At 62.6% G+C, this 23,895-nt stretch carries 24 protein-coding genes, 1 tRNA gene and 1 riboswitch; of the genes, 4 read left to right on the forward strand and 21 right to left on the reverse strand.

Annotation, left to right across the window (positions count from 1 at the left end; genetic code table 11):
* Positions 1-8 precede the first annotated feature (8 nt).
* From IB279_RS25265 to tesB, 7 genes are all read right to left on the reverse strand, one after another.
* A complete protein-coding gene (locus tag IB279_RS25265; RefSeq protein ID WP_192339921.1) occupies positions 9-2,192 on the reverse strand; it encodes a TonB-dependent siderophore receptor in 2,184 nt (727 codons plus the stop codon).
* A gap of 234 nt (positions 2,193-2,426) precedes the next feature.
* Entirely contained in the window at positions 2,427-3,233 is an 807-nt protein-coding gene (locus IB279_RS25270; RefSeq protein ID WP_034802774.1) for an exodeoxyribonuclease III, read from the reverse strand.
* A gap of 180 nt (positions 3,234-3,413) precedes the next feature.
* Complete coding sequence (locus IB279_RS25275; RefSeq protein WP_034803111.1) at positions 3,414-4,076, reverse strand: outer membrane lipoprotein carrier protein LolA; 663 nt, start codon at positions 4,074-4,076, stop codon at positions 3,414-3,416.
* Positions 4,077-4,282: 206 nt separating this feature from the next.
* Complete coding sequence (locus IB279_RS25280) at positions 4,283-6,943, reverse strand: DNA translocase FtsK (protein WP_060586525.1); 2,661 nt, start codon at positions 6,941-6,943, stop codon at positions 4,283-4,285.
* 236 nt (positions 6,944-7,179) lie between these two features.
* Positions 7,180-8,535, reverse strand: coding sequence for an ammonium transporter (locus IB279_RS25285; protein WP_034802768.1), 1,356 nt, complete (start codon positions 8,533-8,535; stop codon positions 7,180-7,182).
* Positions 8,536-8,563: 28 nt separating this feature from the next.
* Entirely contained in the window at positions 8,564-8,902 is a 339-nt protein-coding gene (locus IB279_RS25290; protein ID WP_034802765.1) for a P-II family nitrogen regulator, read from the reverse strand.
* Positions 8,903-9,136: 234 nt separating this feature from the next.
* Positions 9,137-10,021, reverse strand: coding sequence for an acyl-CoA thioesterase II (tesB, locus tag IB279_RS25295; RefSeq protein ID WP_060521446.1), 885 nt, complete (start codon positions 10,019-10,021; stop codon positions 9,137-9,139).
* An 84-nt stretch (positions 10,022-10,105) separates the two neighbouring features.
* Here tesB and IB279_RS25300 point away from each other — a divergent pair, with 84 nt between their 5' ends.
* Positions 10,106-11,320, forward strand: a complete 1,215-nt coding sequence (locus tag IB279_RS25300) for a ubiquinone biosynthesis hydroxylase (protein WP_112771728.1) — start codon at positions 10,106-10,108, stop codon at positions 11,318-11,320.
* A gap of 164 nt (positions 11,321-11,484) precedes the next feature.
* Here the strand turns inward: IB279_RS25300 and IB279_RS25305 are convergent, their stop codons facing one another.
* From IB279_RS25305 to IB279_RS25320, 4 genes are all read right to left on the reverse strand, one after another.
* Positions 11,485-11,673: a Trm112 family protein gene (locus IB279_RS25305; RefSeq protein ID WP_034802755.1), complete on the reverse strand. Its 189-nt coding sequence runs from the start codon at positions 11,671-11,673 to the stop codon at positions 11,485-11,487.
* Between the two features lie 11 nt (positions 11,674-11,684).
* Entirely contained in the window at positions 11,685-12,365 is a 681-nt protein-coding gene (locus tag IB279_RS25310; RefSeq protein WP_034802753.1) for an LON peptidase substrate-binding domain-containing protein, read from the reverse strand.
* A gap of 192 nt (positions 12,366-12,557) precedes the next feature.
* Entirely contained in the window at positions 12,558-13,532 is a 975-nt protein-coding gene (trxA, locus tag IB279_RS25315) for a thioredoxin (RefSeq protein WP_060521443.1), read from the reverse strand.
* Positions 13,533-13,590: 58 nt separating this feature from the next.
* Entirely contained in the window at positions 13,591-14,100 is a 510-nt protein-coding gene (locus tag IB279_RS25320) for a prolyl-tRNA synthetase associated domain-containing protein (RefSeq protein ID WP_082566535.1), read from the reverse strand.
* A gap of 251 nt (positions 14,101-14,351) precedes the next feature.
* Here IB279_RS25320 and IB279_RS25325 point away from each other — a divergent pair.
* Positions 14,352-14,426 (forward strand) — tRNA-Gly (locus IB279_RS25325).
* 166 nt (positions 14,427-14,592) lie between these two features.
* Here IB279_RS25325 and IB279_RS25330 read toward each other — a convergent pair.
* The 9 genes from IB279_RS25330 to IB279_RS25370 form a co-directional block, all read right to left on the reverse strand.
* The gene (locus IB279_RS25330) at positions 14,593-15,609 is read right to left on the reverse strand and encodes an aldose epimerase family protein (RefSeq protein ID WP_112771729.1); all 1,017 of its coding nucleotides are present in this window, start codon (positions 15,607-15,609) and stop codon (positions 14,593-14,595) included.
* A gap of 262 nt (positions 15,610-15,871) precedes the next feature.
* Positions 15,872-17,056 (reverse strand): VWA domain-containing protein, encoded by a 1,185-nt coding sequence (locus IB279_RS25335; protein ID WP_112771730.1) that lies wholly within the window; start codon positions 17,054-17,056, stop codon positions 15,872-15,874.
* A 6-nt stretch (positions 17,057-17,062) separates the two neighbouring features.
* Positions 17,063-17,989, reverse strand: a complete 927-nt coding sequence (gene metA / locus IB279_RS25340; protein WP_060521439.1) for a homoserine O-succinyltransferase — start codon at positions 17,987-17,989, stop codon at positions 17,063-17,065.
* A gap of 61 nt (positions 17,990-18,050) precedes the next feature.
* Positions 18,051-18,128: riboswitch (SAM riboswitch) on the reverse strand.
* Between the two features lie 242 nt (positions 18,129-18,370).
* Positions 18,371-18,814 carry an NUDIX domain-containing protein gene (locus tag IB279_RS25345; RefSeq protein ID WP_192339923.1) on the reverse strand — a complete coding sequence of 148 codons (444 nt, stop codon included), beginning with the start codon at positions 18,812-18,814 and terminating at the stop codon, positions 18,371-18,373.
* Positions 18,811-19,650 carry a MoxR family ATPase gene (locus IB279_RS25350; RefSeq protein ID WP_034802731.1) on the reverse strand — a complete coding sequence of 280 codons (840 nt, stop codon included), beginning with the start codon at positions 19,648-19,650 and terminating at the stop codon, positions 18,811-18,813. The genes IB279_RS25345 and IB279_RS25350 overlap by 4 nt, the downstream gene beginning before the upstream one ends.
* Before the next feature lie 103 nt (positions 19,651-19,753).
* Entirely contained in the window at positions 19,754-20,134 is a 381-nt protein-coding gene (locus tag IB279_RS25355; protein WP_034802728.1) for a RidA family protein, read from the reverse strand.
* Positions 20,135-20,143: 9 nt separating this feature from the next.
* The gene (gene leuD / locus IB279_RS25360) at positions 20,144-20,749 is read right to left on the reverse strand and encodes a 3-isopropylmalate dehydratase small subunit (protein WP_034802725.1); all 606 of its coding nucleotides are present in this window, start codon (positions 20,747-20,749) and stop codon (positions 20,144-20,146) included.
* A gap of 155 nt (positions 20,750-20,904) precedes the next feature.
* On the reverse strand, positions 20,905-21,321 hold the full coding sequence (locus IB279_RS25365) for a glyoxalase/bleomycin resistance/extradiol dioxygenase family protein (RefSeq protein ID WP_060586520.1): 417 nt from the start codon (positions 21,319-21,321) through the stop codon (positions 20,905-20,907).
* Between the two features lie 222 nt (positions 21,322-21,543).
* Positions 21,544-21,798: a hypothetical protein gene (locus tag IB279_RS25370; RefSeq protein WP_060521435.1), complete on the reverse strand. Its 255-nt coding sequence runs from the start codon at positions 21,796-21,798 to the stop codon at positions 21,544-21,546.
* Between the two features lie 125 nt (positions 21,799-21,923).
* Here IB279_RS25370 and IB279_RS25375 point away from each other — a divergent pair, with 125 nt between their 5' ends.
* Both IB279_RS25375 and IB279_RS25380 read left to right on the forward strand, forming a co-directional pair.
* The gene (locus tag IB279_RS25375) at positions 21,924-22,829 is read left to right on the forward strand and encodes a CoA ester lyase (protein ID WP_112771731.1); all 906 of its coding nucleotides are present in this window, start codon (positions 21,924-21,926) and stop codon (positions 22,827-22,829) included.
* Positions 22,826-23,032, forward strand: a complete 207-nt coding sequence (locus tag IB279_RS25380) for a DUF1737 domain-containing protein (RefSeq protein WP_034802710.1) — start codon at positions 22,826-22,828, stop codon at positions 23,030-23,032. The genes IB279_RS25375 and IB279_RS25380 overlap by 4 nt, the downstream gene beginning before the upstream one ends.
* Positions 23,033-23,312: 280 nt before the next feature.
* On the opposite strand, the gene IB279_RS25385 is transcribed toward IB279_RS25380, so the two are convergent.
* Entirely contained in the window at positions 23,313-23,747 is a 435-nt protein-coding gene (locus IB279_RS25385) for a metallopeptidase family protein (protein ID WP_034802708.1), read from the reverse strand.
* Positions 23,748-23,895: the final 148 nt, after the last annotated feature.

Genomic DNA, 23,895 nt, shown 5'->3' on the forward strand with positions numbered 1-23,895 from the left:
GTTTCTCGCTACCACCGATACTTCAGCGAACCGAGCACGGTGCGGCCCTGGCCGAAATAGCAGTAGCCATCGGTGCAGACCTTTTCGCGGCGATCGCCGAGATTGGTAGCGCTGACGGCGAGCGACAGTCCGTCGAGTTCGGGGTTCTTGACGCCGAAGTCGTAGGCGATCGAGGCGTCGAAGTAGACGGCGCCGCCGTTCTTGGCGGTGTTGGCATCGGACGTGTAGGAGCTTGACGCCAGCCGTACGCCGCCGCCGAGGCTGAGACCCGCAAGCTGCGTGTCTTCGGGCAAAAGATAGTTCACCCACAGCGATGCGACATGGCGCGGCTTCGTCGACGGCACGTTGCCGATCAGCGACGGATCGACGTTTCCGGTGATTTCAGCGTCGTTGTAGTTATAGGCGGCGATGAAGCTCAGGCCGTTGTCGAACTCCCGGCGTCCTTCCACCTCGAAACCATTGGTCGTCACCTCGCCGGCCGACTTGTAGTAGTAGCCGACGGGAAGGGACGGGTCGGACACGTATTGCGGCGCGCCGCTTTCGACGATCCGGTAATAGGCCGCGCTCAGTAAATAGGCTTCGCCTTCCGGATGGTACTTCACGCCCAGTTCGACCTGCTCGCCGGTCGTCGGATCGAGCACGCGGCCATCGGCCGAAAGCTCTGTGCGCGGCACGAAGGAGGTGCTGTAGCTGGCATAGGGCGCGATGCCGTTGTCGAAGAGGTAGAGCAGACCGGCCTGCCCGGTGAGTTCGCCATCGTCCTTGCGATCGACGACGCCGGTGTTTTTGTTGGTGCTGGTCTGGTCGACCCAGTCGTAGCGAAGGCCACCAACGGCGCGCCAGTTGCCTACCTCCAGCTGATCCTGGACATAGATGCCCGTCTGCCAAAGGTCCCGCCCGCTGAAGCTGGTAAGTGCTGGCGTCGGACCGCCGACGCCGAAGGTCGGGTTGTTGAGATCGAAGCGATAGGCCGGATCGACGGCGCCGAAGCCGAGGCCGAAGTCCGAGGTGATCCAGGTGTAATCGAGGCCGGTCAGCAGCGTGTGCGAGGCCGCACCGGTGTCGAAGTTGGCTTCGAGCTGGTTGTCGATCTGGTAGGCGCGCTGGTCGTCCTTGATGGCGACGGGTGAGCGGTCAAAGACGCCGGGCGCGACCTCCGTCCCGAACTGCAGGTAACGGGCCTTGAGGTCCAGATCGCTGACGCGGCCGTGCTGGCGGAAGGTCAGGCCGTTGTCGAACTCGTGCTCGAACTTGTAACCGGCCTGGACCTGGCCGACCTTCTGGTAGTCATAGTCCGGGTCGCTGTAGCGCAGCAGCCGGCCGTCATGCTCGAGCACCCGCGGGCTGGCGTCGCTTTCGCCCTTCTGCCCCAAGCCGTAGACCGTCAGCGACGTGCCTTCGTCCGGCTTCCAGGTGAAGGAGGGCTGCAGCAGGTAACGATCGTCGGCAACGTCGTAGTTGGTCTCGCCGTTTCGCAGAAGCCCGACGATGCGATAGAGGACGTCGCCGTCAGCCGTTACCGGCCCGCCGACATCGAAGGCGGCCTGGGCGCGACCGATCGTGCCATATTGCAGCTCGACCTCGCGGTGGGGCTCCTCCTCCGGCATCTTCGAGATGCGGTTGACGATGCCGCCGGCGCCGGCAGCACCATACATAACCGAGACCGGACCTTTCAGGATCTCGATCCGCTCGAGGCCGTAGACCTCCGTCGGGAAGGTGCCGTAGTTCATGTAGGGCTGGCGCAGGCCGTCACGGAAATCGCCGGTCGTCGTCGTCTCGAAACCGCGGATATAGATCTGGTCGAAACGCGGATCGAAGCCGAAGGCGCCGGTCGTGACGCCGGCGGCATAACGCGTTGCCTGGATCATGTCCTGCACGCCGCGCTCTTCGAGCTCCTTGCGCGTGACCACCGAGACCGAGCGGGGCGTTTCGATCAGCGGCGTGTCGGTCTTCAGCGCCGAGACGTTGCGTGTCGGTACGATCGTGTCGTTATCCTCGGCGATCGTCGCAGTTGCCTTTCCGGCCGTCGCTTCGATCTTTTCCAGACGGGTGGTCTTCTGGCTTTCGGCCGATTGCGCATGGGTCGCTGTCGGCGAAAGGATCACGGCGACAGCGCTTGCGGCGAGCACGGTGGTTGCGGACAGCGCGCGGCGCGAGGCGCGCAGGAAGGTGGTCGGCAAGGTCTTTGGCATCTCTGGCCCTCTTGCGGGCGCACGAAAACCCTCCGGCCAAAGCCAGAGCAAAGCACCCGAATATCAGTGAAAACGACGGCTGAGCGGCCATCGGAGGCGGTGTCCCCGCCGCCCGACAAGAGGGATAGTCCGTTTGGAAATGCGCATCAAGAAAAATATGATTCTTTTAGTCATGTTTTTCTTGATGGAACAGCGGGCGCCGAAGGCGCGTGCCGCCGCCCGGAAAATGACGTCCTAGATGTCGAAGTGCGCGATGACGGGCACGTGGTCTGAGGGGCGCTCCCAGCCGCGGGCTTCGCGCAGGATATCGACGTTTTTGAGCGCCGGCGCGAGGTCGGCGGACGACCAGATATGGTCGAGTCGGCGGCCACGGTCGGCAGCTTCCCAGTCCTTCGCCCGGTAGCTCCACCAGGTGTAGAGCTTGGTCGGGGATGGCGTGTGCTGGCGCATCAGGTCGACCCAGCCGCCGCCGTTCATGACCGTGGTCAGCCCCTCGGTTTCGATCGGCGTATGGCTGACGATCTTCAGGAGCTGCTTGTGCGACCAGACGTCGTCTTCCAGCGGCGCGATATTGAGGTCGCCGACGAGGATCGAGGAAATGCCGGCTTCGGCTTCGGCGTGCAGCAGCTTCATCTCCTCGACGAAATCGAGCTTGTGGCCGAATTTCGGATTGATGGTGCGGTCCGGCTCGTCGCCGCCGGCAGGCACGTAGAAATTATGCAGCCGGATCTTCTTGCCGCCGGCCTCGAAAACGACCGAGAGGTGGCGGGCGTCGCCGATGCCGCAATAGTCGCGGCGATCGCTAAGCTCATGCAGCGGCAGGCGCGAGATCGTCGCCACGCCGTGATAGCCCTTCTGGCCGTGCATCTCGATATGATTGTAGCCGAGCGCCTTCAGGGGCTTGGACGGAAACTGGTCGTTCGGGCACTTGGTTTCCTGCAGGCAGAGGATGTCAGGCTGCCAGGTCTGCAGCAGATGCTCGACCAGCGGCATGCGCAGGCGAACGGAGTTGATGTTCCAAGTGGCGACGGAAAGGGCCATGCGTCATTCCCTGATCGGCTGGGGCCGGACGCTCGCGAAGGGAAGGCCGGCTCGGGATGGATGTTTGACCCGAGCTTTAAGCAGGTCCGGTGCGCCGGGACAAGGAATGCCTGAACGAGGCCGCACTAAAAACCGCGCGTCCTATGGACACGCGAAGCTCGGCTTGGCGCGTGATGTCGCTCAGCCGCCGCGCTTGTTGCGGACCTCGTCATAGGGGATCTGGAAGACCTTGTCGTCCAGCGCCATACCGGTCTTGACATTGAAGATCATGACCGAGGTGTCCTTCTTCTGCGCGTCGGTGATGGTCCACTGGCGCAGATCGTAGGTCTTCGGGTCGAACATCATGGTGATGGTCGAATCGCCGAAGATCGAACGGTCGCCAAGCACGATGGTGATGAGGTCGGACTCTTCCTTGACGTCGCGCACCATCTTGCCGGTCAGGTCGATCCTCTCGCTGAGCAGCAGGTTGAGCGGAGTCTTCGACAGCGGATAGATGTCCCAGGTCTTGAGCTTCATGTTGCCGATGACGACGGACTTGCCGTCGGCGATGACGCGCATCGGCGAGGGGGCCTCGTAGTTGAAGCGGATGCGGCCGGGGCGGCGGATATAGAATTTGCCGCCGGTCTGCTCGCCGCGCGGGCCGAACTGGACGAATTCGCCGGCCATGGTCTTCACCGAGGAGAAATGGTCGGCGATCTTCTGGGCAGCGCTCGGGGCCTGGGCGAAGGCCTGGCCGAGGTCGAGACCGGTGCCGCCGATGCCGCCAAGTGCCGCAAGCCCGCACACGAAGAGGCGGCGCGACATCACCGGGTGGTTGCGCTCGCCAGTCTTAGTCTCTGTCATCTCGGTCTCCTTCATTTACGAATCATCTGGAGCGCAAGTGCGGCGCCTTCAAGGCGCCATTTTCGAGCTTTTTCGCTCGCGCTCTCACATGACTGTTACCGGTTTGGCCCTTTATCCAGGGCCTCTGCCCGCATCCGCCGGGCGTCTTTTCTATCAATGCATTCGCCTCACGCGAATCTGCGGGAACTGCCCTGTCGTCCGGTGACTTACTCTTCGGTCGGAACGAGGATCTCGCGTTTGCCGGCGTGGTTCGCCGGCCCGATGATGCCTTCCTGCTCCATGCGCTCGATCAGCGATGCGGCACGATTGTAACCGATCCCGAGGCGTCGCTGCACGTAGGAAGTCGAGGCCTTGCCGTCGCGCAGGACGACCGCAACCGCCTGGTCGTAAGGATCGTCGGAATCGGCGAGATTGGAGGTGCCGGCCGGGCCGCCGCCCTCGCCATCCTCGTCGTCATCCTCGGTGATGGCATCGAGATATTGCGGTACGCCTTGCGTCTTCAGGTAGGCGACGACCTCTTCGACCTCGGTGTCGGAAACGAAGGGGCCGTGGACGCGCTGGATGCGGCCGCCGCCGGCCATGTAGAGCATGTCGCCCATGCCGAGCAGCTGTTCGGCGCCCTGTTCGCCAAGGATGGTGCGGCTGTCGATCTTCGAGGTCACCTGGAACGAGATGCGCGTCGGGAAGTTGGCCTTGATCGTGCCGGTGATGACGTCGACCGAGGGGCGCTGCGTCGCCATGATGACATGGATGCCGGCGGCGCGGGCCATCTGGGCGAGCCGCTGCACTGCGCCCTCGATGTCCTTGCCGGCGACCATCATCAGGTCGGCCATTTCGTCGATGATGACGACGATGTAGGGCATCGGCGCCAGATCGAATTCTTCCGTCTCGTACATGGCTTCGCCGGTCTGGCGGTCGAAGCCGGTCTGCACCGTGCGGGTGATCTGTTCGCCCTTGGCAAGCGCCTGCTCGACGCGGCTGTTGAAGCCGTCGATGTTGCGCACGCCGATCTTCGACATCTTCTTGTAGCGCTCTTCCATCTCGCGCACCGTCCACTTCAGTGCGACGACCGCCTTCTTGGGGTCGGTCACAACAGGCGAAAGCAGGTGCGGGATGCCGTCATAGACGGAAAGTTCGAGCATCTTCGGGTCGATCATGATCAGGCGGCACTGATCGGGGCTCAGCCGATAGAGCAGCGACAGGATCATGGTATTGATCGCGACCGATTTGCCCGAACCGGTGGTGCCGGCGACGAGCAGATGCGGCATCTTGGCGAGATCGGCGACGACGGGCTCGCCGCCGATCGTCTTGCCGAGCGCCATGGCAAGGCGGGCCTTGGAGGTCTCGAAATCGCGCGAGCCGATGAGTTCGCGCAGATAGACGGTTTCGCGCCGCTGGTTCGGCAGTTCGATGCCGATGGCGTTGCGGCCGGGAACGACGGCGACGCGAGCCGCGATCGCGCTCATCGAGCGGGCGATATCGTCGGCAAGGCCGATGACGCGAGAGGACTTGATGCCCGGTGCCGGTTCCAGTTCGTAGAGGGTAACGACCGGGCCGGGGCGAACATGGATGATCTCGCCCTTGACACCGAAATCTTCAAGCACGCCTTCGAGCATGCGGGCGTTCTGCTCCAGCGCATCGGGCGAGAGCGAGGCGTCGCGGCCGACGTTTTTCGGCTCGGCAAGGAAATGCATCGGCGGCAGCGTGAAGTCGCCATCGTTGTCGTCGACGAAGGAGCGCTGGGCTTCGCGCTCGACGCGCTGGCCCGTCTTCGGGCGAGGAGCAGGCGTCGAAACGCGCGAGCCGCCGCCCTTGGGCAGGCCCTGCTTCGGCGGTGCCGCCTTCGGCGCCCAGTCGGCGGCTGCATCGTAGTCTTCGTCGTCAGGCAGAATGCCGGCGGGGCGGCGCTCGTCGATGTCGAAGGGCAGGTCGTCATCCTCGTCGTCGGCCATGATCGGCGGCGGGGTGAGGATGCGGCGCTCGGAGCGGTCGAGCGAGGGCTCGATGCGGTCGCCGGCGGCCATCGGCTTCGGCCGGGCGGGCTCGTTCAGCGTGCCGAACTCGTCGTTGTTGAAATCATAGGGTTCGTCGTACTGGCGCTTGGGCGTGGCGCGGGTGCCGCTCATGCCGAAAATGCGGCGCATGCGCGCGTGCATGGTGTAGCGCATATGGGCAAAAGAGCCCATCAGCAGGGTGAAGGGACCTTCGCTGTCGTCCTCGTCCAGTTCGTCGCGCACGGTGCGCGCCTTGCTCGGCGTCGGCTCGGCAATTTCCTCTTCCTCCTCCTCGTCGCTGACGCCGATCAGGCCGGCGCTATAGACCAGGCACCAGGCGGCGGGGACGGCGAAGATGCAGGCAAGAATGGTCGCAAGCGTGCCGGTCGGGAAGGCGCCGGTAAAGAGCGCGGGGAAGCGCAGGATCATGTCGCCGAAGACGCCTCCAAGGCCGTTGGGCAGCGGCCAGGTGATGGGGGCGGGAACACAGCTGAGTGCTGCGCCGGCTAGGACGGAACCGACGAACCAGAGGCCGAGGCGCTTGAAGACCTTGTCGAAACGTTTGCCGCCGATCAGCACCAGGGCCCAGGCGACGGCCGGCAGGAGGGCGACGACGCTGGCCAGCCCGAAGAACTGCATGAAGATGTCGGCAAAGGCAGCACCCGTGTAACCGAGCACGTTGGTCGGCGCTTGTGACGTGGCGTAGGAGAAGCTGGGGTCGGCGACGTTCCATGTCGAGAGCGCTGCGACGGCCAGCGCCAATGCGCCGAACAGCGCAAAGCCCGCCAGCGACGCGATCTGTCGCCAAACGAAGGTGGTTAGCACGAACCGGTTGGAACGGCTGTCAAGCGCTGCCGGATTGCTTCTGCTCATGTTGCCTGCTGCCCGTCTCGATCTTCACGGCGCATTGCGCGCCATGGAATCAACCTAAGCGGTGTACGGTTAATGCGACATTAACCATGCGTAGTTGGCGCTAAAATAGCAGTCGCAGCCGGACCGATCGGCACGAAAAAAGGCCCGGAGCTTCCGATCCGGGCCAAGGGCGATCCGCGTGGGGCGGATCGCGACGGGACTGTAGGCGGCGCCGGATTGCCGGCGCCGCGATCCGCTTAGCTGTGGTAGGCGGCTTCACCGTGCGACGAGAGGTCGAGGCCCTCGCGTTCGGCTTCGACGGAGACGCGCAGGCCGACGATCGAGTCCACCAGCTTGTAGAGGATGACGGAGACGACGCCGCACCAGACGATGGTGATGGCAACCGCGGTCAGCTGGGTCATGAACTGGCCGCCCATGGTGACGCCGTCGGCATAACCGATGCCGCCGAGCGACGAGGAGGCGAAGATGCCGGTGGCAAGCGCACCGAAGAAGCCGCCGACGCCGTGGACGCCGAAGACGTCTGCCGTGTCATCATAGTGGAACTTGTTCTTCACGACAGAGACGAAGAAGTAGCAGAGCGGCGAGACGAGCACGCCCATGACGATCGCGCCCATCGGGCCGGCAATGCCGGCGGCGGGCGTGATGGCGACGAGACCGGCGATCATGCCCGAGGCGGCGCCCAGCATCGAGGCCTTGCCGCGGGTGAAGGTTTCGACGGCCGACCAGGAAAGGATGGCGGCTGCGGTTGCAAGGAAGGTGTTGACGGTCGCGAGCATGGCGCCGCCCGAGGCTTCGAGGTTCGAGCCGGCGTTGAAGCCGAACCAGCCGAACCAGAGCATGGCAGCACCAACCAGCGTCAGCGTCATCGAGTGCGGTGCCATCATGTCGCGGCCGTAGCCGGTGCGCTTGCCGACCATGATCGCGCCGATCAGGCCAGCCACGCCGGCATTGATGTGAACGACGGTGCCGCCGGCGAAGTCAAGCGCGCCCATGCCGAAGAGCAGGCCGTTGCCGTCCCAGACCATGTGGGCGATCGGGAAGTAGACGAAGGTCGCCCAGAGCACCGAGAAGAGCACGGCTGCGGAGAACTTGATGCGCTCGGCAAAGGCGCCGACGATCAGCGCCGGGGTCAGTGCCGCGAAGGTCATCTGGAACAGCATGAAGATGTATTCCGGAATGACGACGCCTTCCGAGAAGGTGGCCGACGTGCTCTCAGTGGTGACGCCGGCGAGGAACATCTTGGCGAAGCCGCCGAAATAGGGGCTGGTCGAGCCGCCGAAGGCGAAGGAGTAACCGTAGACGACCCAGACGATCATCATCGTCGCGCCGATCACGGTGCACTGCATCAGCACCGAGAGCATGTTCTTGGCGCGCACTAGGCCGCCGTAGAACAGCGCGAGGCCCGGGATCAGCATGAAGAAGACGAGAAGCGTCGAGATGAACATGAAGGCGGTATCGGCCTTGTCCGGCACCGGTACAGCTGCGGCCGCCGCCGGTGCCGCTTCCTGCGCGAAGGCTACGGCCGGCGCAAGCAGGGCGGCAGTCATTGCGCCCAGGCGTCCAAGAGAGGTGGAAAGCTTAAGTGATGACATCGAGGTAGTGCTCCCTGAACGGCGTGGTTTACAACGCTTCTGAATCGGTTTCGCCGGTGCGGATGCGCACCGCATGGTCAATGGCGTAGACGAAGATCTTTCCGTCGCCGATCTGGCCGGTCTTGGCGGCTGCGGCGATCGCTTCAACGGCCTTGTCGACGAGTTCTGAAGGAACGGCGATCTCGACCTTCAGTTTCGGCAGGAAGCTCACGGCATATTCGGTACCGCGGTAGATTTCGGTATGTCCCTTCTGGCGGCCGTAGCCTTTGACTTCGGTCACGGTCAGGCCCTGGATGCCGACAGCAGTGAGGGCTTCGCGAACCTCATCGAGCTTGAACGGCTTGATAATGGCCATCACAATTTTCATCTGGTTTCATCCTTGTTCGCCTCCGGCGGAGGCCGTCTCTCCTTGCTGCGGAGCGCCAGAGCGCCGTGCAACCGAACCATGACATTCAAGGGGCGTGCCAGATTCTGACGCTCGACTTAAGGTAATGAAAACAAATAGAAAAAAAGAAAGCCGCAGCACGATTGCTGCGGCGCATCAAAAAATCGTCACTTTAGAAGATTAAAAAATAGGCAGAACGAAGATTCTGCTTATTTCCTATTCAGATGCCTTTTTCCGGATCAACCCTTCCTGGGCGACGGAGGCGATCAGCACACCGGAACGCGTAAAAAGGCTGCCTCTGGTCATCCCGCGGGCACCATGTGCACTCGGGCTATCCTGGGTATAGAGCAGCCAGTCGTCCATCTTGCAGGGGCGGTGAAACCACATGGCGTGATCCAGGCTCGCCACCTGCAGGTTCCGGTCGAAGACCGAAGTGCCGTGCGCATAGAGCGAGGTGTCGAGCAGGGTCATGTCGGAGAGATAGGCAAGGATCGCTGCCTGGATATGGCGCTCGTCCGGAACCGTGCCGACGGCCTTGACCCAGACATCCTGGATCGGCTTGCCGTCGTTGCGGGTAAAATAGTGCTGCAGTGACGCCGGCCGGATCTCGATCGGCCGCGGCCTTTCCCAATAGCGCCGGATTGCTTCGGGCGCGTGGACGAGAAACTTCTCTTTGAGTTCCTGTTCGCCCGGAAGCGTCTCGGGCATGGCGAGATCAGGCATGTCGATCTGGTGGTCGAAACCGTCCTCGTCATACTGGAAAGAGGCGGACATCGAGAAGATCGCCTTGCCGTGCTGGATGGCGACCACCCGCCTGGTGGCGAAGCTCGAACCGTCGCGGATGCGGTCGACTTCATAGATGATAGGTACGGAAGGATCGCCCGGCCGCATGAAATAGGCGTGCAGCGAATGCACGTAACGCCCCTCATCAACGGTTCGCTGCGCGGCGACCAGCGCTTGGCCGATCACCTGGCCGCCGAAGACGCGCTGCCAGCCGACCTGCGGGCTACGGCCGCGGAACAGGTTTTCCTCGAGCTTTTCGAGATCGAGAATGGCCAGCAGCGCATCCATGGGGGTGGAGGTCTCGGTGGGGCGCGACATTTCGGCTTTCTCCGATGGTAGGAACGTCGATGGCATTGATCTATATAGACATAAAACGATGCTCAAGTGCGACGGAGAAAGCCGATGCTCGATGTCTTGATTGCCGGTGGCGGCTATGTCGGCCTTTCGCTCGCGGTTTCGCTGAAGAAGGCGGCGCCTCATCTCGACGTGATGGTGATCGACGGCGCGCCGGAAGGCGCCTGGAAGAAGGACCAGCGCGCTTCCGCCGTTGCGTCCGCGGCCGAGCGCATGCTCGACGTGCTTGGCGTCTGGGATGAGATCGCGCCGGAGGCCGAGCCGATCCGCCGCATGGTGATTACCGATTCGAAGGCGGCCGATCCGGTGCGGCCTGTGTTCCTGACCTTCGACGGTGACGGCGGCGAGGGTCGTCCGTTTGCCCATATGGTGCCTAATACGGCGATGGTCGGCGCACTGCGCGGTGCCTGCGCGGCGCTCGGCGTGGTCAATCGCCAGTCGACCATGGTCGAGAGCTTCAAAAGCGGCGACCACGCAGTTGCCGTTACGCTTGCCGGCGGCGAAGAACTGGAGGCCCGTCTTTTGGTTGCCTGTGACGGCGTGCGCTCCAAGCTGCGCGATGCCGCCGGCATCAAGACCGTCGAATTCGACTATGGCCAGTCCGGCATCGTCACCACCGTCGAGCATGAGCGGCCGCACGAGGGCACGGCGGAGGAGCATTTCCTGCCGGCCGGGCCTTTCGCCACCCTGCCGCTCAAGAACAATCGCTCGTCACTGGTCTGGACCGAACGCACCGAGGATGCCGAACGCCTGGTCAAGGGCGACGACTTCCTGTTCGAGGAAGAACTGGAGCGCCGCTTCGGCCACAAGCTTGGTCACCTGAAGGTGGTCGGCGGACGGCGGGCCTTTCCGCTCGGCCTGACGCTTGCCCGCGATTTCGTGAAACCACGCTTCGCGCTTGCCGGTGACGCCGCCCATGGCATTCACCCGATCTCGGGGCAAGGGCTCAATCTCGGCTTCAAGGATGTGGCAGCACTTGCCGAAACCATCATCGAGGCGGATCGTCTCGGGCTCGACATCGGTTCGCTCGCGGTGCTTGAGCGCTACCAGAGCTGGCGGCGTTTCGACACGTTCCGCATGGGTGTTACGACCGACGTGCTCAACCGGCTGTTTTCCAACGACATCACCCCGGTCCGGATCGCCCGGGATTTCGGCCTGGGCCTCGTCGACCGGCTGCCGTCTCTCAAGAGCTTCTTTATCCGCCAGGCGGCCGGTATTGCCGGGGAGACCGATCCGCGGTTGTTGTCGGGTCAGCCGATCTAGGCCTTTGTGGTTGCAGTTTGCCACTCCCTCGGGTTTAACCCGAGGACTAACCCTCTCCCCGCAGGATGGGAGAGGGGACGCCTCGCTGCGTTTGCGGGGGAAGGTGGCCGGCAGGCCGGATGAGGGTCAGTCGAGAACTGTACGGGTAACGGGCCGACGCCGGTTCAATCCTCGATCTTGCGTGCTTCCGAGATCAGCATGATCGGTACGCCGTCGCGGATGGGATAGGCGAGGCGCGCCTTTTCCGAGATCAGTTCATTGGCTTCGGCGTGATAGCTGAGGCGTCCCTTGGTCAGCGGGCAGACGAGCAGTTCGAGCAGTTTCGGATCGACCTTGCTGGCGTTGATATCCATCTATCCGTTGCTCACTGCAAAATGCTGTCCATATCGCCGAAGTCGCGCGCAAGCACGATTTCGGTGATGGCGATCAGGGTTTCGGCGCGGGTCTTGAGATCGGGGGCCTCGAGCAGCGCCTGTTTCTCCGCCGGGCCATAGGGCGACATCATCGCCATGGAGTTCACGAGCGTGCGGTTGCTCGCCCGCTCGACGCTTTCCCAGTCGGCTTTCAGCTTGTTGGCTTCGAGATAGGCCTTGAAGGCGGCCAGAAGCGCTGCCCGGTCGACGAGGGTCTCGTCGTCGCGGTTTTCGAGGTCTGCCGCAAAGGGGCCGATGCGGAAGCGACGGTAGCCGCGGGTGCCCCCGACTTCCGAAAACAGCCGGTAGCGGCAGACGCCTGTGAGCGAGGTGATGTAGCGGCCGTCGCCGGTCTCGGCAAAGGAGGTGATGCGACCAATGCAGCCGACCTCGCAGAGCGCCTGCATCGGTCCGGTGGCGGTGTCGTTGCGACCCTCGCAGAAGGACGGCTGTACGATGCCGATCAGGCGGTTGCCGGAAAGGGCGTCATCGAGCATGGCGAGGTAGCGCGGCTCGAAGATGTTGAGGGGAAGCTGGGCGCCGGGAAGCAGCAATGCACCGGTCAGCGGAAACACCGGAATGATCTCCGGCAAGTCCTTCGGACCGAGATAGCGTGCATTTCCGACGTGCATTTCCGATAGACCCTGCCGGTATTCGCTTTGCCCCGCCAAGGAAGCGTGGTCAACCAGATCAAAAGATGGTGCTCTGCTTGAAAATCTCAAGGGACGAGAGCGTCGATCTTCACAGGTGAAGATGGATCGTGATCGGATCCGCTTACGAAAAGGGGCGCAGATAGCGCCCCTTTCAAAAACATGTCTGACGGCTCAGGAGAACAGGATCGACGAGAGCTTGCGTCGGGCGGCGATGGTTGCCGGATCCTTCGGGCCCCAGACCTCGAAGAACGAAAGCAGCTCGCGCCGCGCGCCGTCGTCGTCGTAAGCCCGGTCGCGCTTCATGATCGTGAGCAGATGGTCGGCCGCAGCCATCCGGTCGCCCTCGACGTTGCGGATCTTGGCGAGCAGCACGCGCGCCTCGTGATCATCGGGGTTTGCGGCGAGGCGCCGTTCGAACTCGTTGGGATCGCCGAGCTTGCGGGCTTCCTCGATCTGGTCGAGCTTTTTGCCGATGGCGGCAATGCCGGCATCCTTGGCAAGATCTTCCGGCAGGCTGGACAGCGCCTCGCGGGCCTCGGTAAGCTGGCCGAGCGCGATCATGCAATCGACCATGCCGGCGATCGCCAAGACATTTTCCGGGTCGGCCTGCAGCACGGCGCCATAGAGGCCGGCGGCGTTCTCGGCATCGCCGGCATCGATGAGCGCCTTGGCGTCGGCGAGAACCGCCTCGATCTCGGCCTTGCTGTCGTCAACGGCGGGACCGGCGATCTTTTCGATGAACTGCTTGATCTGGCTTTCCGGAACTGCGCCCATGAAGCCGTCGACCGGGCGTCCGCCGACGAAGGCGATGACGGCCGGGATCGACTGGATGCCGAGCTGGCCGGCGATCGAGGGATGATCGTCGATGTTCATCTTGACGAGCTTGACGCGGCCTGCGGCTTCCGTGACCACCTTTTCGATGACAGGGGTCAGCTGCTTGCAGGGACCGCACCAGGGCGCCCAGAAATCGACGAGAACGGGCTGCTGCCTGGAGGCTTCGAGCACGTCCTTGGTGAAGTTGGCAGTGGTGGTTTCCTTGATCAGGTCACCGCCCGACGCGGCCGCCGGCGCCGGCTGGCCGAAGGAGGCCGAAGCCGTCATCTGAGTGCCGAAAGACCCTGCATAGGGATTGTCGCTGCCCGTCATTCTTCTCTCCTCGCCGGCTCGTCCGCCAGCTTACTGCATTCGCGCCAAAGATCGTATGTCAGGCCGTGACTTTCAAGACAAGCGGTTCGTGTCCGGTCGCTTCCATGAAGCGCAACAGATCCTTCGAAGCGATCGAGGTCGTTGCGTCGTTGGAAAGCGGGTGGCAGTTGACGATATCGAACGTCATCAGCGCCTCGTCGAGGATGACCTTGACGTTGCCCCCGGTGTCGTTGATCGCGCCGAAGGCGGTTACGGCCCCCGGAATGACGCCGAGATACTCCATCAGCTTCTCCGGCTTGCCGAAGGATACCTTGCTTGCCGCGCCGATCACCTGGTGCACGGTCTTCAGGTCCACCGTCGCGTGCTCCTCGACGGTGAGCAGGAAATAGTTGTCCTTCTTGTCCTTCACGAAGAGGTTTTTCGTGTGGCCACCGGGCATCTCGTCACGAAGCGCCACCGATTCGGCCACGGTGAAAACCGGAGCGTGGTTCTTCGTCTTATGCTCGATTCCAAGTCCATCGAGAAAATTGAAGAGGTCTTCGGCGGTTTTCGGCTGTGATTCACGCATGATTCTCATCCCCAGGGCGTTCGTTTCGTCTCTGCTTTAGGGGAGAAGGCCGTCAGGACGCAATCTCACAGGCGGCGAAGCCGGCCGAAAACGCGGCATTTCCGGGCTTTGCGAAGGGTGTCCAAAAAAATATTCGATTTCTCGTCATTTCCCTGTTGCATTCCAAAATCGCTTAGGCCATATACCGCCCGTCGCCGCAAGACAGCGCCGACGCCACGGTCCACCGACTACCCCCGGACCTTGGATGATGAGCGGGTGTAGCTCAGGGGTAGAGCACAACCTTGCCAAGGTTGGGGTCGGGCGTTCGAATCGCCTCACCCGCTCCAATTTCTCCCAACCACTTCATTTCACAGTCATTTCTGGAATGAAACGGCATTTGCCGTCAGGCATTCCATGCGCCGATAGTGCCGTCCGCACCATGTGGTTCGGACCGCCGAGACGGCTCCTTTTGCATTTTGCCTTTTTTGGTAAAGCCGGTCGCCGTTTCCGCGCTCAGCTCTTCATGAACACATAGTCCGTCTCCTGCCGGCGGATCTCGCCGGGGCGAAGTACCGCGTTCGGGAAGCCGGAGTGGTTGGCCGCATCCGGCCAGATCTGGGTTTCGAGACAGAAGCCGGCAAAGGCGCCGTAGCGGCGGCCCTCGAGGCCGGGGACGGGGATGTTCAGCTTTGCGCCGGTATAGAGCTGCACGCCGGGCTCGGTCGTCAGCACTTCCATCGTGACACCCGAATCGATGCTGCGAGCAAGCGCCACCGAATGTTTCGCCATGCGTTCGTTCGAAAGGCAGAAATTATGGTCGTAGGCGATGCGCTCGCCTTCGGTCTGGCGGCTGAGCCGCGTCATTTCCCGCAGATCGAAGGCAGTGCCCTCGACCGGGCGGATCTCGCCCGTCGGCACCTGGCGTTCGCTGGTGGGCAGATAATGGTCGGCGGCGATCATGATGTCGTGGCCGAGGGCGTCGGCGCTGCCGTCGAGATTGAAATAGCTGTGCTGGCAGACATTGGCGAGCGTCGCTCGGTCGGTCTCGCTCTCGTAGACGACGCTCAAGACGCCGCCGGGCTTCAGCTGGTAGGTGCAGGTGACCTTGCAATTGCCGGGATAACCGGCGCGGCCATCCGGGTCGGTGATGGCGAGCGTGATGCTGTCGGGCGTCTGCTTTACGATCGTCCAGTTGCGCTTGCCGATATTGTCGCTGCCGCCGTGCAGGTGCGTGACGCCCTTCTCGTTCAGTTCGAGCTGGTAGGCCTCGCCATCGAGCGTGAAGCGGCCGTTGCCGATGCGATTGGCGCACCGTCCAGGCGTGGCGCCGAGATAGGGCGAGTGGGCGAGGTAGCTTTCGAGATCGGTGAAACCGAGCACAAGCGGCGGCTCATGGCCTTCCAGGCGCAGGTCCTGGATCACCGAGCCCCAGGTCAAGACATGGGCGGTGAGGCCGCCACCGGAGAGCACCACACGATGGACCGGCTCGCCGGATGGCAGGTGGCCGAAGATTTCCGTGTTCTGATGCATATTCACCGCTGGCTCCCACTACAGCGCTGCGCGTCTCCCCAGACGCACAAGGTCGCCGTACACTTTTGAATTGCTGCATGTTTTGTCCTTGGCTCGGTTGGGATCCAGGGAAACATGCAACGGTGCGATCACAGCAACCTGCGTCATTTCCAAGGGCACGGCAACCGGAAAATCATACTAAATGCGGCCTGGCGCCGTCTCCGGCCTGAGAGCAAAAACATCCAGCTATTCAAGGTGCTACAGCGACCTCTCGGCAGTCATGTCAGCGCGACAGCTGCTTGGTGGCCTCCTGCAGGCCGGCGAGCGTCAAGGGGAACATGCGTCCCTCGAACAGGCTCTTCACCATCGTGATCGACTGGGTATAGCCCCAGTGCTGCTCGGGCACGGGATTGAGCCAGATGGAGCGCGGAAAATGTGCCGTCAGACGAGAGAGCCAGAGGGCGCCCGCCTCGTCGTTCCAGTGCTCGACCGAGCCACCGGGGTGGCTGACTTCATAGGGGCTCATCGAAGCGTCGCCGACGAAGATGGCGCGATAGTCGCCGCCGTAGGTGCGCAGCACTTCCGTCGTACGGGTAATGTCGACACGGCGGCGGCGATTGTCCTTCCACAGGCCCTCGTAGACGCAATTGTGGAAGTAGAAATGCTCCATATGGCGGAACTCGCTGCGAGCCGCTGAAAACAACTCCTCGACGATGCGGATATGATCGTCCATCGATCCGCCGATATCGAAGAACATCAGAAGCTTCACCGCATTGCGGCGCTCCGGCCTCGTCACCACGTCGAGATAGCCGTGTTCGGCGGTGGCGCGGATCGTGCCGGAGAGGTCGAGTTCGTCGGCGGCACCCTGGCGCACCCAGCGCCGGAGCCGCTTCAGGGCCACTTTGATGTTGCGCGTGCCGAGCTCGATCGTGTCGTCATAATCCTTGAACTCGCGCCGGTCCCAAACCTTGACGGCGCGGCGGTGGCGCGACTGGTCCTGGCCGATCCGCACACCCTCGGGATTGTAGCCATAGGCGCCGAAAGGCGAGGTGCCGGCGGTACCGATCCATTTTGAGCCACCCTGATGGCGGCCCTTTTGCTCCTGCAGCCGCTGGCGCAAGGTCTCCATCAGTTTGTCGAAGCCGCCGAGTGCCTCGATCAGGCGTTTTTCTTCCTCGCTCAGATGCTTCTCTGCGAGCTTGCGCAGCCAGTCCTCGGGGATGGTGGCCTCTTCACTCGCTTCCAGAGGATTGACCGCTTCGAGACCGGAAAAGCAGTGCTGGAACACCCGGTCGAAGCGGTCGATATGGCGCTCGTCCTTCACCAGTGCTGCGCGCGCCAGGTAGTAGAAGGCTTCGACGTCGAAGGTGGCGATGCCCGCCTCCATCCCCTCGATCAAGGACAGGAATTCCCGGAGCGTGACCGGGACCTTCGCTGCCTTGAGTTCGAGGAAGAAGGGAATGAACATCTGACCTCAGCTTTTCCCGGTGCCGATCTCCGCGAGATCGTAGGGCGTCGTCTGGTACATCTCGTTGATCCAGTTACCGAAGAAGAGATGTGCATGGCTGCGCCAGCGGTTCTGCGGCGGCAGGGTCGAATCGTTGTGCGGGAAATAGTCGTGCGGCATCTTGATCGGCACGCCCGCATCCACGTCGCGGAAGTATTCGTCCGACAGCGAGGTCGAATCATACTCCACGTGGTTGAACATGTAGAGCCGGTTGCCCTTTTTCTCGTGCACGAGGCAGACGCCCATCTCCTTCGATTCCATCAGAATTTCGAGGCTCGGAACCTTGTCGATGTCGGCGCGTCGCACTTCGGTCCAGCGCGAAACGGGGACGGCGAAATCGTCGGAGAAGCCGTTGAGGTAGACGGAGGAGCGGTTGAGGTTCTGGTGACGATAGACGCCGAAGGCTTTTTCCTTCAGCGGATACTTCGGCACGTTGTGGAAGTGATAGATCGCCGCCATCGCGCCCCAGCAGACGTTGAGCGTCGAATGCACGTTGGTCTCGGTCCAGTCGAGGATGCGCTTCAGCTCGTCCCAATAGGTGACGTCTTCGTATTCGAGCGTCTCGACCGGGGCGCCGGTGATGATGAAACCGTCGAACTTGCGGCCCTGCACTTCTTCCCAGGTCTCGTAGAAGGAGAGCAGGTGATCTTCCGAGGTGTTCTTGGCGCGGTGAGCGCCGATGCGCACCAGCGACAGTTCCACCTGCAGCGGCGAAGCGCCGATCAGGCGCGCCATCTGGATCTCTGTCTTGATCTTGTTCGGCATGAGGTTCAGGAGCCCGATCTGGAGCGGGCGGATATCCTGACGGATCGCCACGGTCTCGGTCATCACCCGCACGCCCTCATGCGCGAGGGTTTCGAAGGCGGGCAGCGTATCGGGAATCTTGATGGGCATGGGCTTCCACTCGATCAATACAAAAAAACCGGCGGCGATTGATCGCGACCGGTCCTCGGAAATCCAACTTTCCTCGGCCCTTTAGCGACTTGTTTAACGTGGCTGCAAGCCGGCCGGCCAAATCACCACGGAGAATTTGATAGCGCGAGTGGGCCGCGGGGGTCAAGAAAAACGATTCGCGTAGGGGGCGGCTGCCCCTCATCCCGCTGCCGCGACCTTCTCCCCGCTGGCGGGGAGAAGCGGCCTTGCCGCACCCGATCGTTCCACGAGCTAAGCTCAGTGGCCGTTCGGCCCATCTTGGTAGCCGGGTTCGCTGTCGGCACGTCTCGGCTTGGGGGCAGCCGTCGTCCTCGTCCCCTCTCCCCGCCTGCGGGGAGAGGGTCAGGGAGAGGGGCTGGTCTGCAGCAGGCTTAGAGCATCCCGCATGCCATAACCCAGCCGGCGGTCAGCCTGATCGATACCGAGCCAGAAGAAACGAAAGCGGATCGGGTCACCGCCGCCAAAGGGCGTCATTTCCTGATGTATCCAGGTCTGCCGTTGCTCGCCGGCAAGGGCGATGTGGAAGTAGTGCCGCCGATGACAGATCGTCCTGCCGTCCTTCGGGTAGTGGTAGTCCTGCGTGACGAGATGGGTGAGTGCTTCCGGCGGCGTCAGCCCGGTTTCCTCGATGAATTCCCGCTGAGCCGATGTCTCCGGGCTTTCGCCTGGTTCCATCGTACCGCCGGGCACCTGCAGCTCGATGTCTGGGAAATCCGGCTCGTCGAAGACCAGCAGGCGGTCCTGCCAGGTGTCGTAGATCAGGACCTTGTGCGCGTCCGGCCTCATCCGTCGCGGCGGGCCATGAAGGCGAGGCGCTCGAAGAGGTGTACGTCTTGTTCGTTCTTCAGGAGCGCACCATGCAGCTTCGGCAGCATGGTCTTGGCATCGGCCCTGAGGTCGGCCGGATCGACCTCGTCGGCGACGAGCAGGCGGATCCAGTCGAGCGCCTCTGACGTGGAGGGCTTCTTCTTCAGGCCCGGCACCTGGCGGATGTCGTAGAAGGCGGCGAGCGCCGCCGAAAGCAGCGTCTTGCGGATGCCGGGATAATGCACCTCGACGATGCGGGCGAGCGTGTCTGCATCGGGGAAGCGGATATAGTGGAAGAAGCAGCGGCGCAGAAACGCGTCCGGCAGCTCCTTCTCGTTGTTGGAGGTGATGATGACGATCGGCCGGTGACGCGCGCCGATCATCTCGCCGGTCTCGTAGACATGGAATTCCATGCGGTCGAGCTCCTGCAACAGGTCGTTCGGAAACTCGATGTCGGCCTTGTCTATCTCGTCGATCAGAAGCACCACGCGGCGATCGGCCTCGAAGGCCTGCCAGAGCTTGCCCTTGCGGATATAGTTCCGGACCTCGTTGACACGCTCGTCGCCGAGCTGGCTGTCGCGCAGCCGCGACACGGCGTCATATTCATAGAGGCCTTGCTGTGCCTTGGTCGTCGACTTGACGCTCCATTCGATGAGTTCGAGGCCAAGGGCGGCGGCGATCTGGCGGGCAAGCTCGGTCTTGCCGGTGCCGGGCTCGCCCTTGACCAGCAGTGGGCGCTCCAGCCGGATCGCGGCGTTGACGGCGATCATCAGGTCCTTGTCGGCGATATAGTCGGCGGTGCCTTGAAATTGCATGGGCGTCTTCCGGTTCAGCGTAAGTCAGGCGAAGTCATGCCCTATGGACTATCGCATAATGGCTTAAATCGGAATCGTTTTGAGGGTGGGCGCGATCAAGGGGTCAGCCGCGAAGCGCGGTGACCTCGATCTCGATTAGCATTTCCGGGCGGATCAGGTCGCAGACGATCATCGTTGCGGCCGGGCGGATCTCGCCGAAGACTTCGCCGAAGATCGGGAACACCCGGTCGGCGAAGCTGGCATCAGTGACGTAATAGTGGTTGCGCACCACGTCCTTCATCGAGAAGCCCGCTTCCTTCAGCGCGCCCTCGATCGTCTTCAGGCAATTGCGCGCCTGCTCTTCCACCGTCTCGGGCATGGTCATGGTGGCGTAGTCATAGCCGGTCGTGCCGGAGACGAAGCACCAGTCACCCATCGCGACGGCACGCGAATAGCCTGCCGTCTTTTCGAAGGGCGAGCCCGAGGAGATGAGCTTGCGCGCCATATCTTCGTTTTAAGCCCAGGGGCGCGCGGCGCCGACCGTCTTTTCGAAGCTGTCGATGGCGGTTGCCTTTTCCAGCGTCAGGCCGATGTCGTCGAGGCCGTTCAGCAGGCAGTGACGCTTGAAGGCGTCGACCTCGAACTTGACCGAACCGCCGTCCGGACCGGTGATTTCCTGGGATTCCAGATCGACCGAGAGGATGGCGTTGGAGCCGCGCGAGGCGTCGTCCATCAGCTTGTCGAGGTCAGCCTGGCTGACGACGATCGGCAGGATGCCGTTCTTGAAACAGTTGTTGTAGAAGATGTCGGCAAAGGACGTGGAGATCACGCAGCGGATGCCGAAGTCGAGCAGCGCCCACGGAGCATGCTCGCGCGAGGAGCCGCAGCCGAAGTTATCGCCGGCAACGAGAATGCTGGCGTTCTGGTAGGCCGGCTTGTTGAGCACGAAGTCCGGGTTGACCGAGCCGTCTTCATTGTAGCGGGCTTCGGCGAAGAGGCCCTTGCCAAGGCCGGTGCGCTTGATCGTCTTCAGGTAGTCCTTCGGAATGATCATGTCCGTGTCGATGTTGACGACGGGGAGGGGGGCGGCGACACCGGTGAGCTTGACGAATTTTTCCATAACTTCAGGCCTTCGATTTCAGAAGAATGTTGCGCTAGCGTTTAGATGAGTTTTGCGCCGAAATGAAGGAAAATCTGTTCAAATACGCTTCGCCGGGCGGGTGAAAATGCCCGCCCGGCGAGAGCTTCGTCCGGATCTCGATTGTCTGCAGGGACTTAGCTTGCCTTCACCGGGCTGTTCATGGCCCAGAGAACGCCGAAGGGATCGCGGAGCTGGCCGTAGCGGTCGCCCCAGAACATCACCTCGATCGGCATCACGACCTCGGTGCCGGCGGCAACCGCACGGTCCCACCAGGCATCGATGTCGTCGACGGTGAGCGTCAGGGTGAAGGCCTGCGGCTTTTCCAGCGGATGGCCGTATTCCGGATAGGCATCGGCGAGCATCAGCGAGCTGCCGTTGACATAGAGGTGGATGTGCATCGTGCGGCCCTGCTCGTCGAGCGGGTGCCGGCCCACTTCCTTGGCCCCGAAGGCGCTCTGGTAGAATTCGGACGCCTTGGCGGCGCCATCGACCTGAAGATAGGGCAGAAGGCCGTTGAGGACCGGTGCCGGCTGCTGCGTCTGGGTATCCATATCGTTCTCCATCCTGTTCGAAGAGCCAGGACCGTGCTGGCCTGCCTCAAGGACGGACATGGAATCTCCGATCCGACATGGGGTCGAAAAAAAATCGCAGCCGGCTGCATGACGGTTTTTGAAGTCCGCCAACAGGGTTCGAGCCGATCACGGATCGGCCCGATTGCAATGATCGCCGGGGATCGATTCCGACGCCCGGGGATCGATTTCGACACCCAGGGATCAGAGGTCGATGATCGTGCCGCGGCCGTCGTTCCAGATGCGCATCTCGCGCTGGCCCTGGGCCGCACCTGCGGCAGCCGGGCGCGCGGTGGCGCGGGCAGGCCTGAAATTCAGCCGGGTGGCAATGGCGCTGCCGACCACGACGACGGCGGCGATGCCGGCCAGTGCCAGCGCCAGCGAGGCGGTAAGCACAAAGGCCGCGAACGTGATGGTCAGGGCTGCGGCCGTAAAGAGAACAGAGCGAATGCTTTGCATAATCGTCACCTTTCTGATGGCGATGTGGGGGCGCGCCTTCGGACTTGCAAGAGGTGGGCTCTCGAAAGGGGTGCGGCGGTTCGCCTCGTCTTGCGGAACGCGGCAAAGGCGGGCACAACTGAAGCATGAACAAATCGAGCGAACATCACCCTGTACGCCTGCGCCGCTCGGTGCTTTGCGTGCCGGCCGACAATGCCCGCGCGCTTGCCAAGGTCGCGGAACTCGCGACGGATGCCGCGATCTTCGATCTCGAGGATGCGGTAGCGCCCGAGCGCAAGGTGGAAGCGCGTGCGGCGCTGGTGCAGTATCTGACGGAAAGCCGGCCGGATTGCGAGATTGTCATTCGCATCAATGCGATCGGCTCCGACTATGGTCAGGGCGATCTTGCTGCGGCGCTTGCGGCCAATCCCGACGCCATCCTGTTGCCGAAGGTCGAAAGCCCGGCGGATATCCAGGCGGCGGCCGACTGGCTCGACGAGAACGATGCGCCGGAGACGCTGCGCCTCTGGGCAATGATCGAGACGCCACGCGGGGTGATCAACGCGCCGGCAATCGCCGAGGCCGGCCGTACCTTCAGTGGCAGGCTCGATTGTTTCGTCGTCGGCCTCAACGACCTGCGCAAGGAGACCGGCGTTCCGGATCGTCCGGGCCGGCCCTATCTCATCCCCTGGCTGATGCAGATCCTGCTTGCTGCGCGCGGCGGCGGGCTCGATGTCATCGACGCCGTGTTCAACGATTTCCGCGATGGTGCCGGTTTCGACGAGGAATGCCGGCAGGGCCGCGACATGGGCTATGACGGCAAGATGCTGATCCATCCGGCGCAGATCGGCCCGGCGAACGAGCGCTTCGGCGTGGAGCAGATCGCCGTCGACGAGGCGCGCGCGATCATCGCCGCCTTTGCGCTGCTCGAAAACGCCGGCAAGGGCGTCATCAACCTCAGCGGTCGGATGGTCGAACGGCTGCACCTCGACCAGGCCGTAACGCTTGCCGCCAAGGCGGACCTCATCGAAAAACGAAAGACAAGATCTTGAAACTCTTCCGCTTCCTGACCGGCCCTGACGACGCTTCCTTCTGCCACAAGGTGACGGCGGCGCTAAACCAGGGCTGGAGTCTGCATGGCTCGCCCACCTATGCTTTCAATGCCGACACGCAGCACATGCAGTGCGGCCAGGCGGTGGTGAAGGAGGTCGAGGGCAAGGAATACACCCCGGATATCAAGCTGTCGGAGCAGTAGTCGAGGCTGTTTGCCGTCGTGCAGGTTTGCCCCTCTCCTCGGGTTTAGCCCGAGGACTAACCCTCTCCCTGCAGGCGGGGCGAGGGGACGCGGTTGATGCTCACAATCGGCGTGTGCGGCCTGCTTTCTGGAATCGGTCGTGCTCCGATTGGGATGCGAACGGTATCGCGAGTTTCCTTCGTCCCGCCTGCGGGGAGAAGGTGCCGGCAGGCGGATGAGAGGCTTCCTCACCACGCGGATGAGGGGCGGCCCTCACCGCGCGATGATAGCAAATGAAGTGTCAGCCGCCGACGTGCTCGACGCTGGCCTCGATCCGTTCCATGTCGTCGTCGGAGAGGCCGAAATGGTGGCCGATCTCGTGGATCAGCACGTGGGTGATGATGTCGCCCAGCGTCTCCTCGTTCTCCGCCCAATAGTCGATGATTGGGCGGCGGTAGAGGGTGATGCGGTTCGGAAACTGGCCGGTTTCCATGGTGAAGCGTTCGCTGATGCCGCGGCCTTCGAAGAGGCCGAGCAGGTCGAAAGGCGTTTCCAGCGCCATGTCCTCGAAAACGTCGTCGCTCGGGAAGTCGGCAACTTCGATGATAAGGTCGGTCGTCAGCTGGCGGAATTCCTGCGGCAGGTGGCCATAGGCCTCCAGCGCAAGCTGCTCGAAAGTGGTAAGCGTCGGTGCGTGGCGTTCCCGCCAATCATCGGTCTGGTCAATGCGGGCCATAGGCACTCCTTGTTGCCCTCCATATAGCGATTTTGCCTTTGTTTTTCGAGTGTTGAATTCCTTGACCACAGAGACAGGAATAAATTCTTATAATTGGCTGTTGACTCATTTAGGAAGCTCTGGAATCTAATAGAACATAACATGAACA

The organism is Ensifer sp. ENS06, from assembly GCF_014852205.1.
GTDB classification, from domain to species: Bacteria; Pseudomonadota; Alphaproteobacteria; order Rhizobiales; family Rhizobiaceae; genus Ensifer; species Ensifer adhaerens.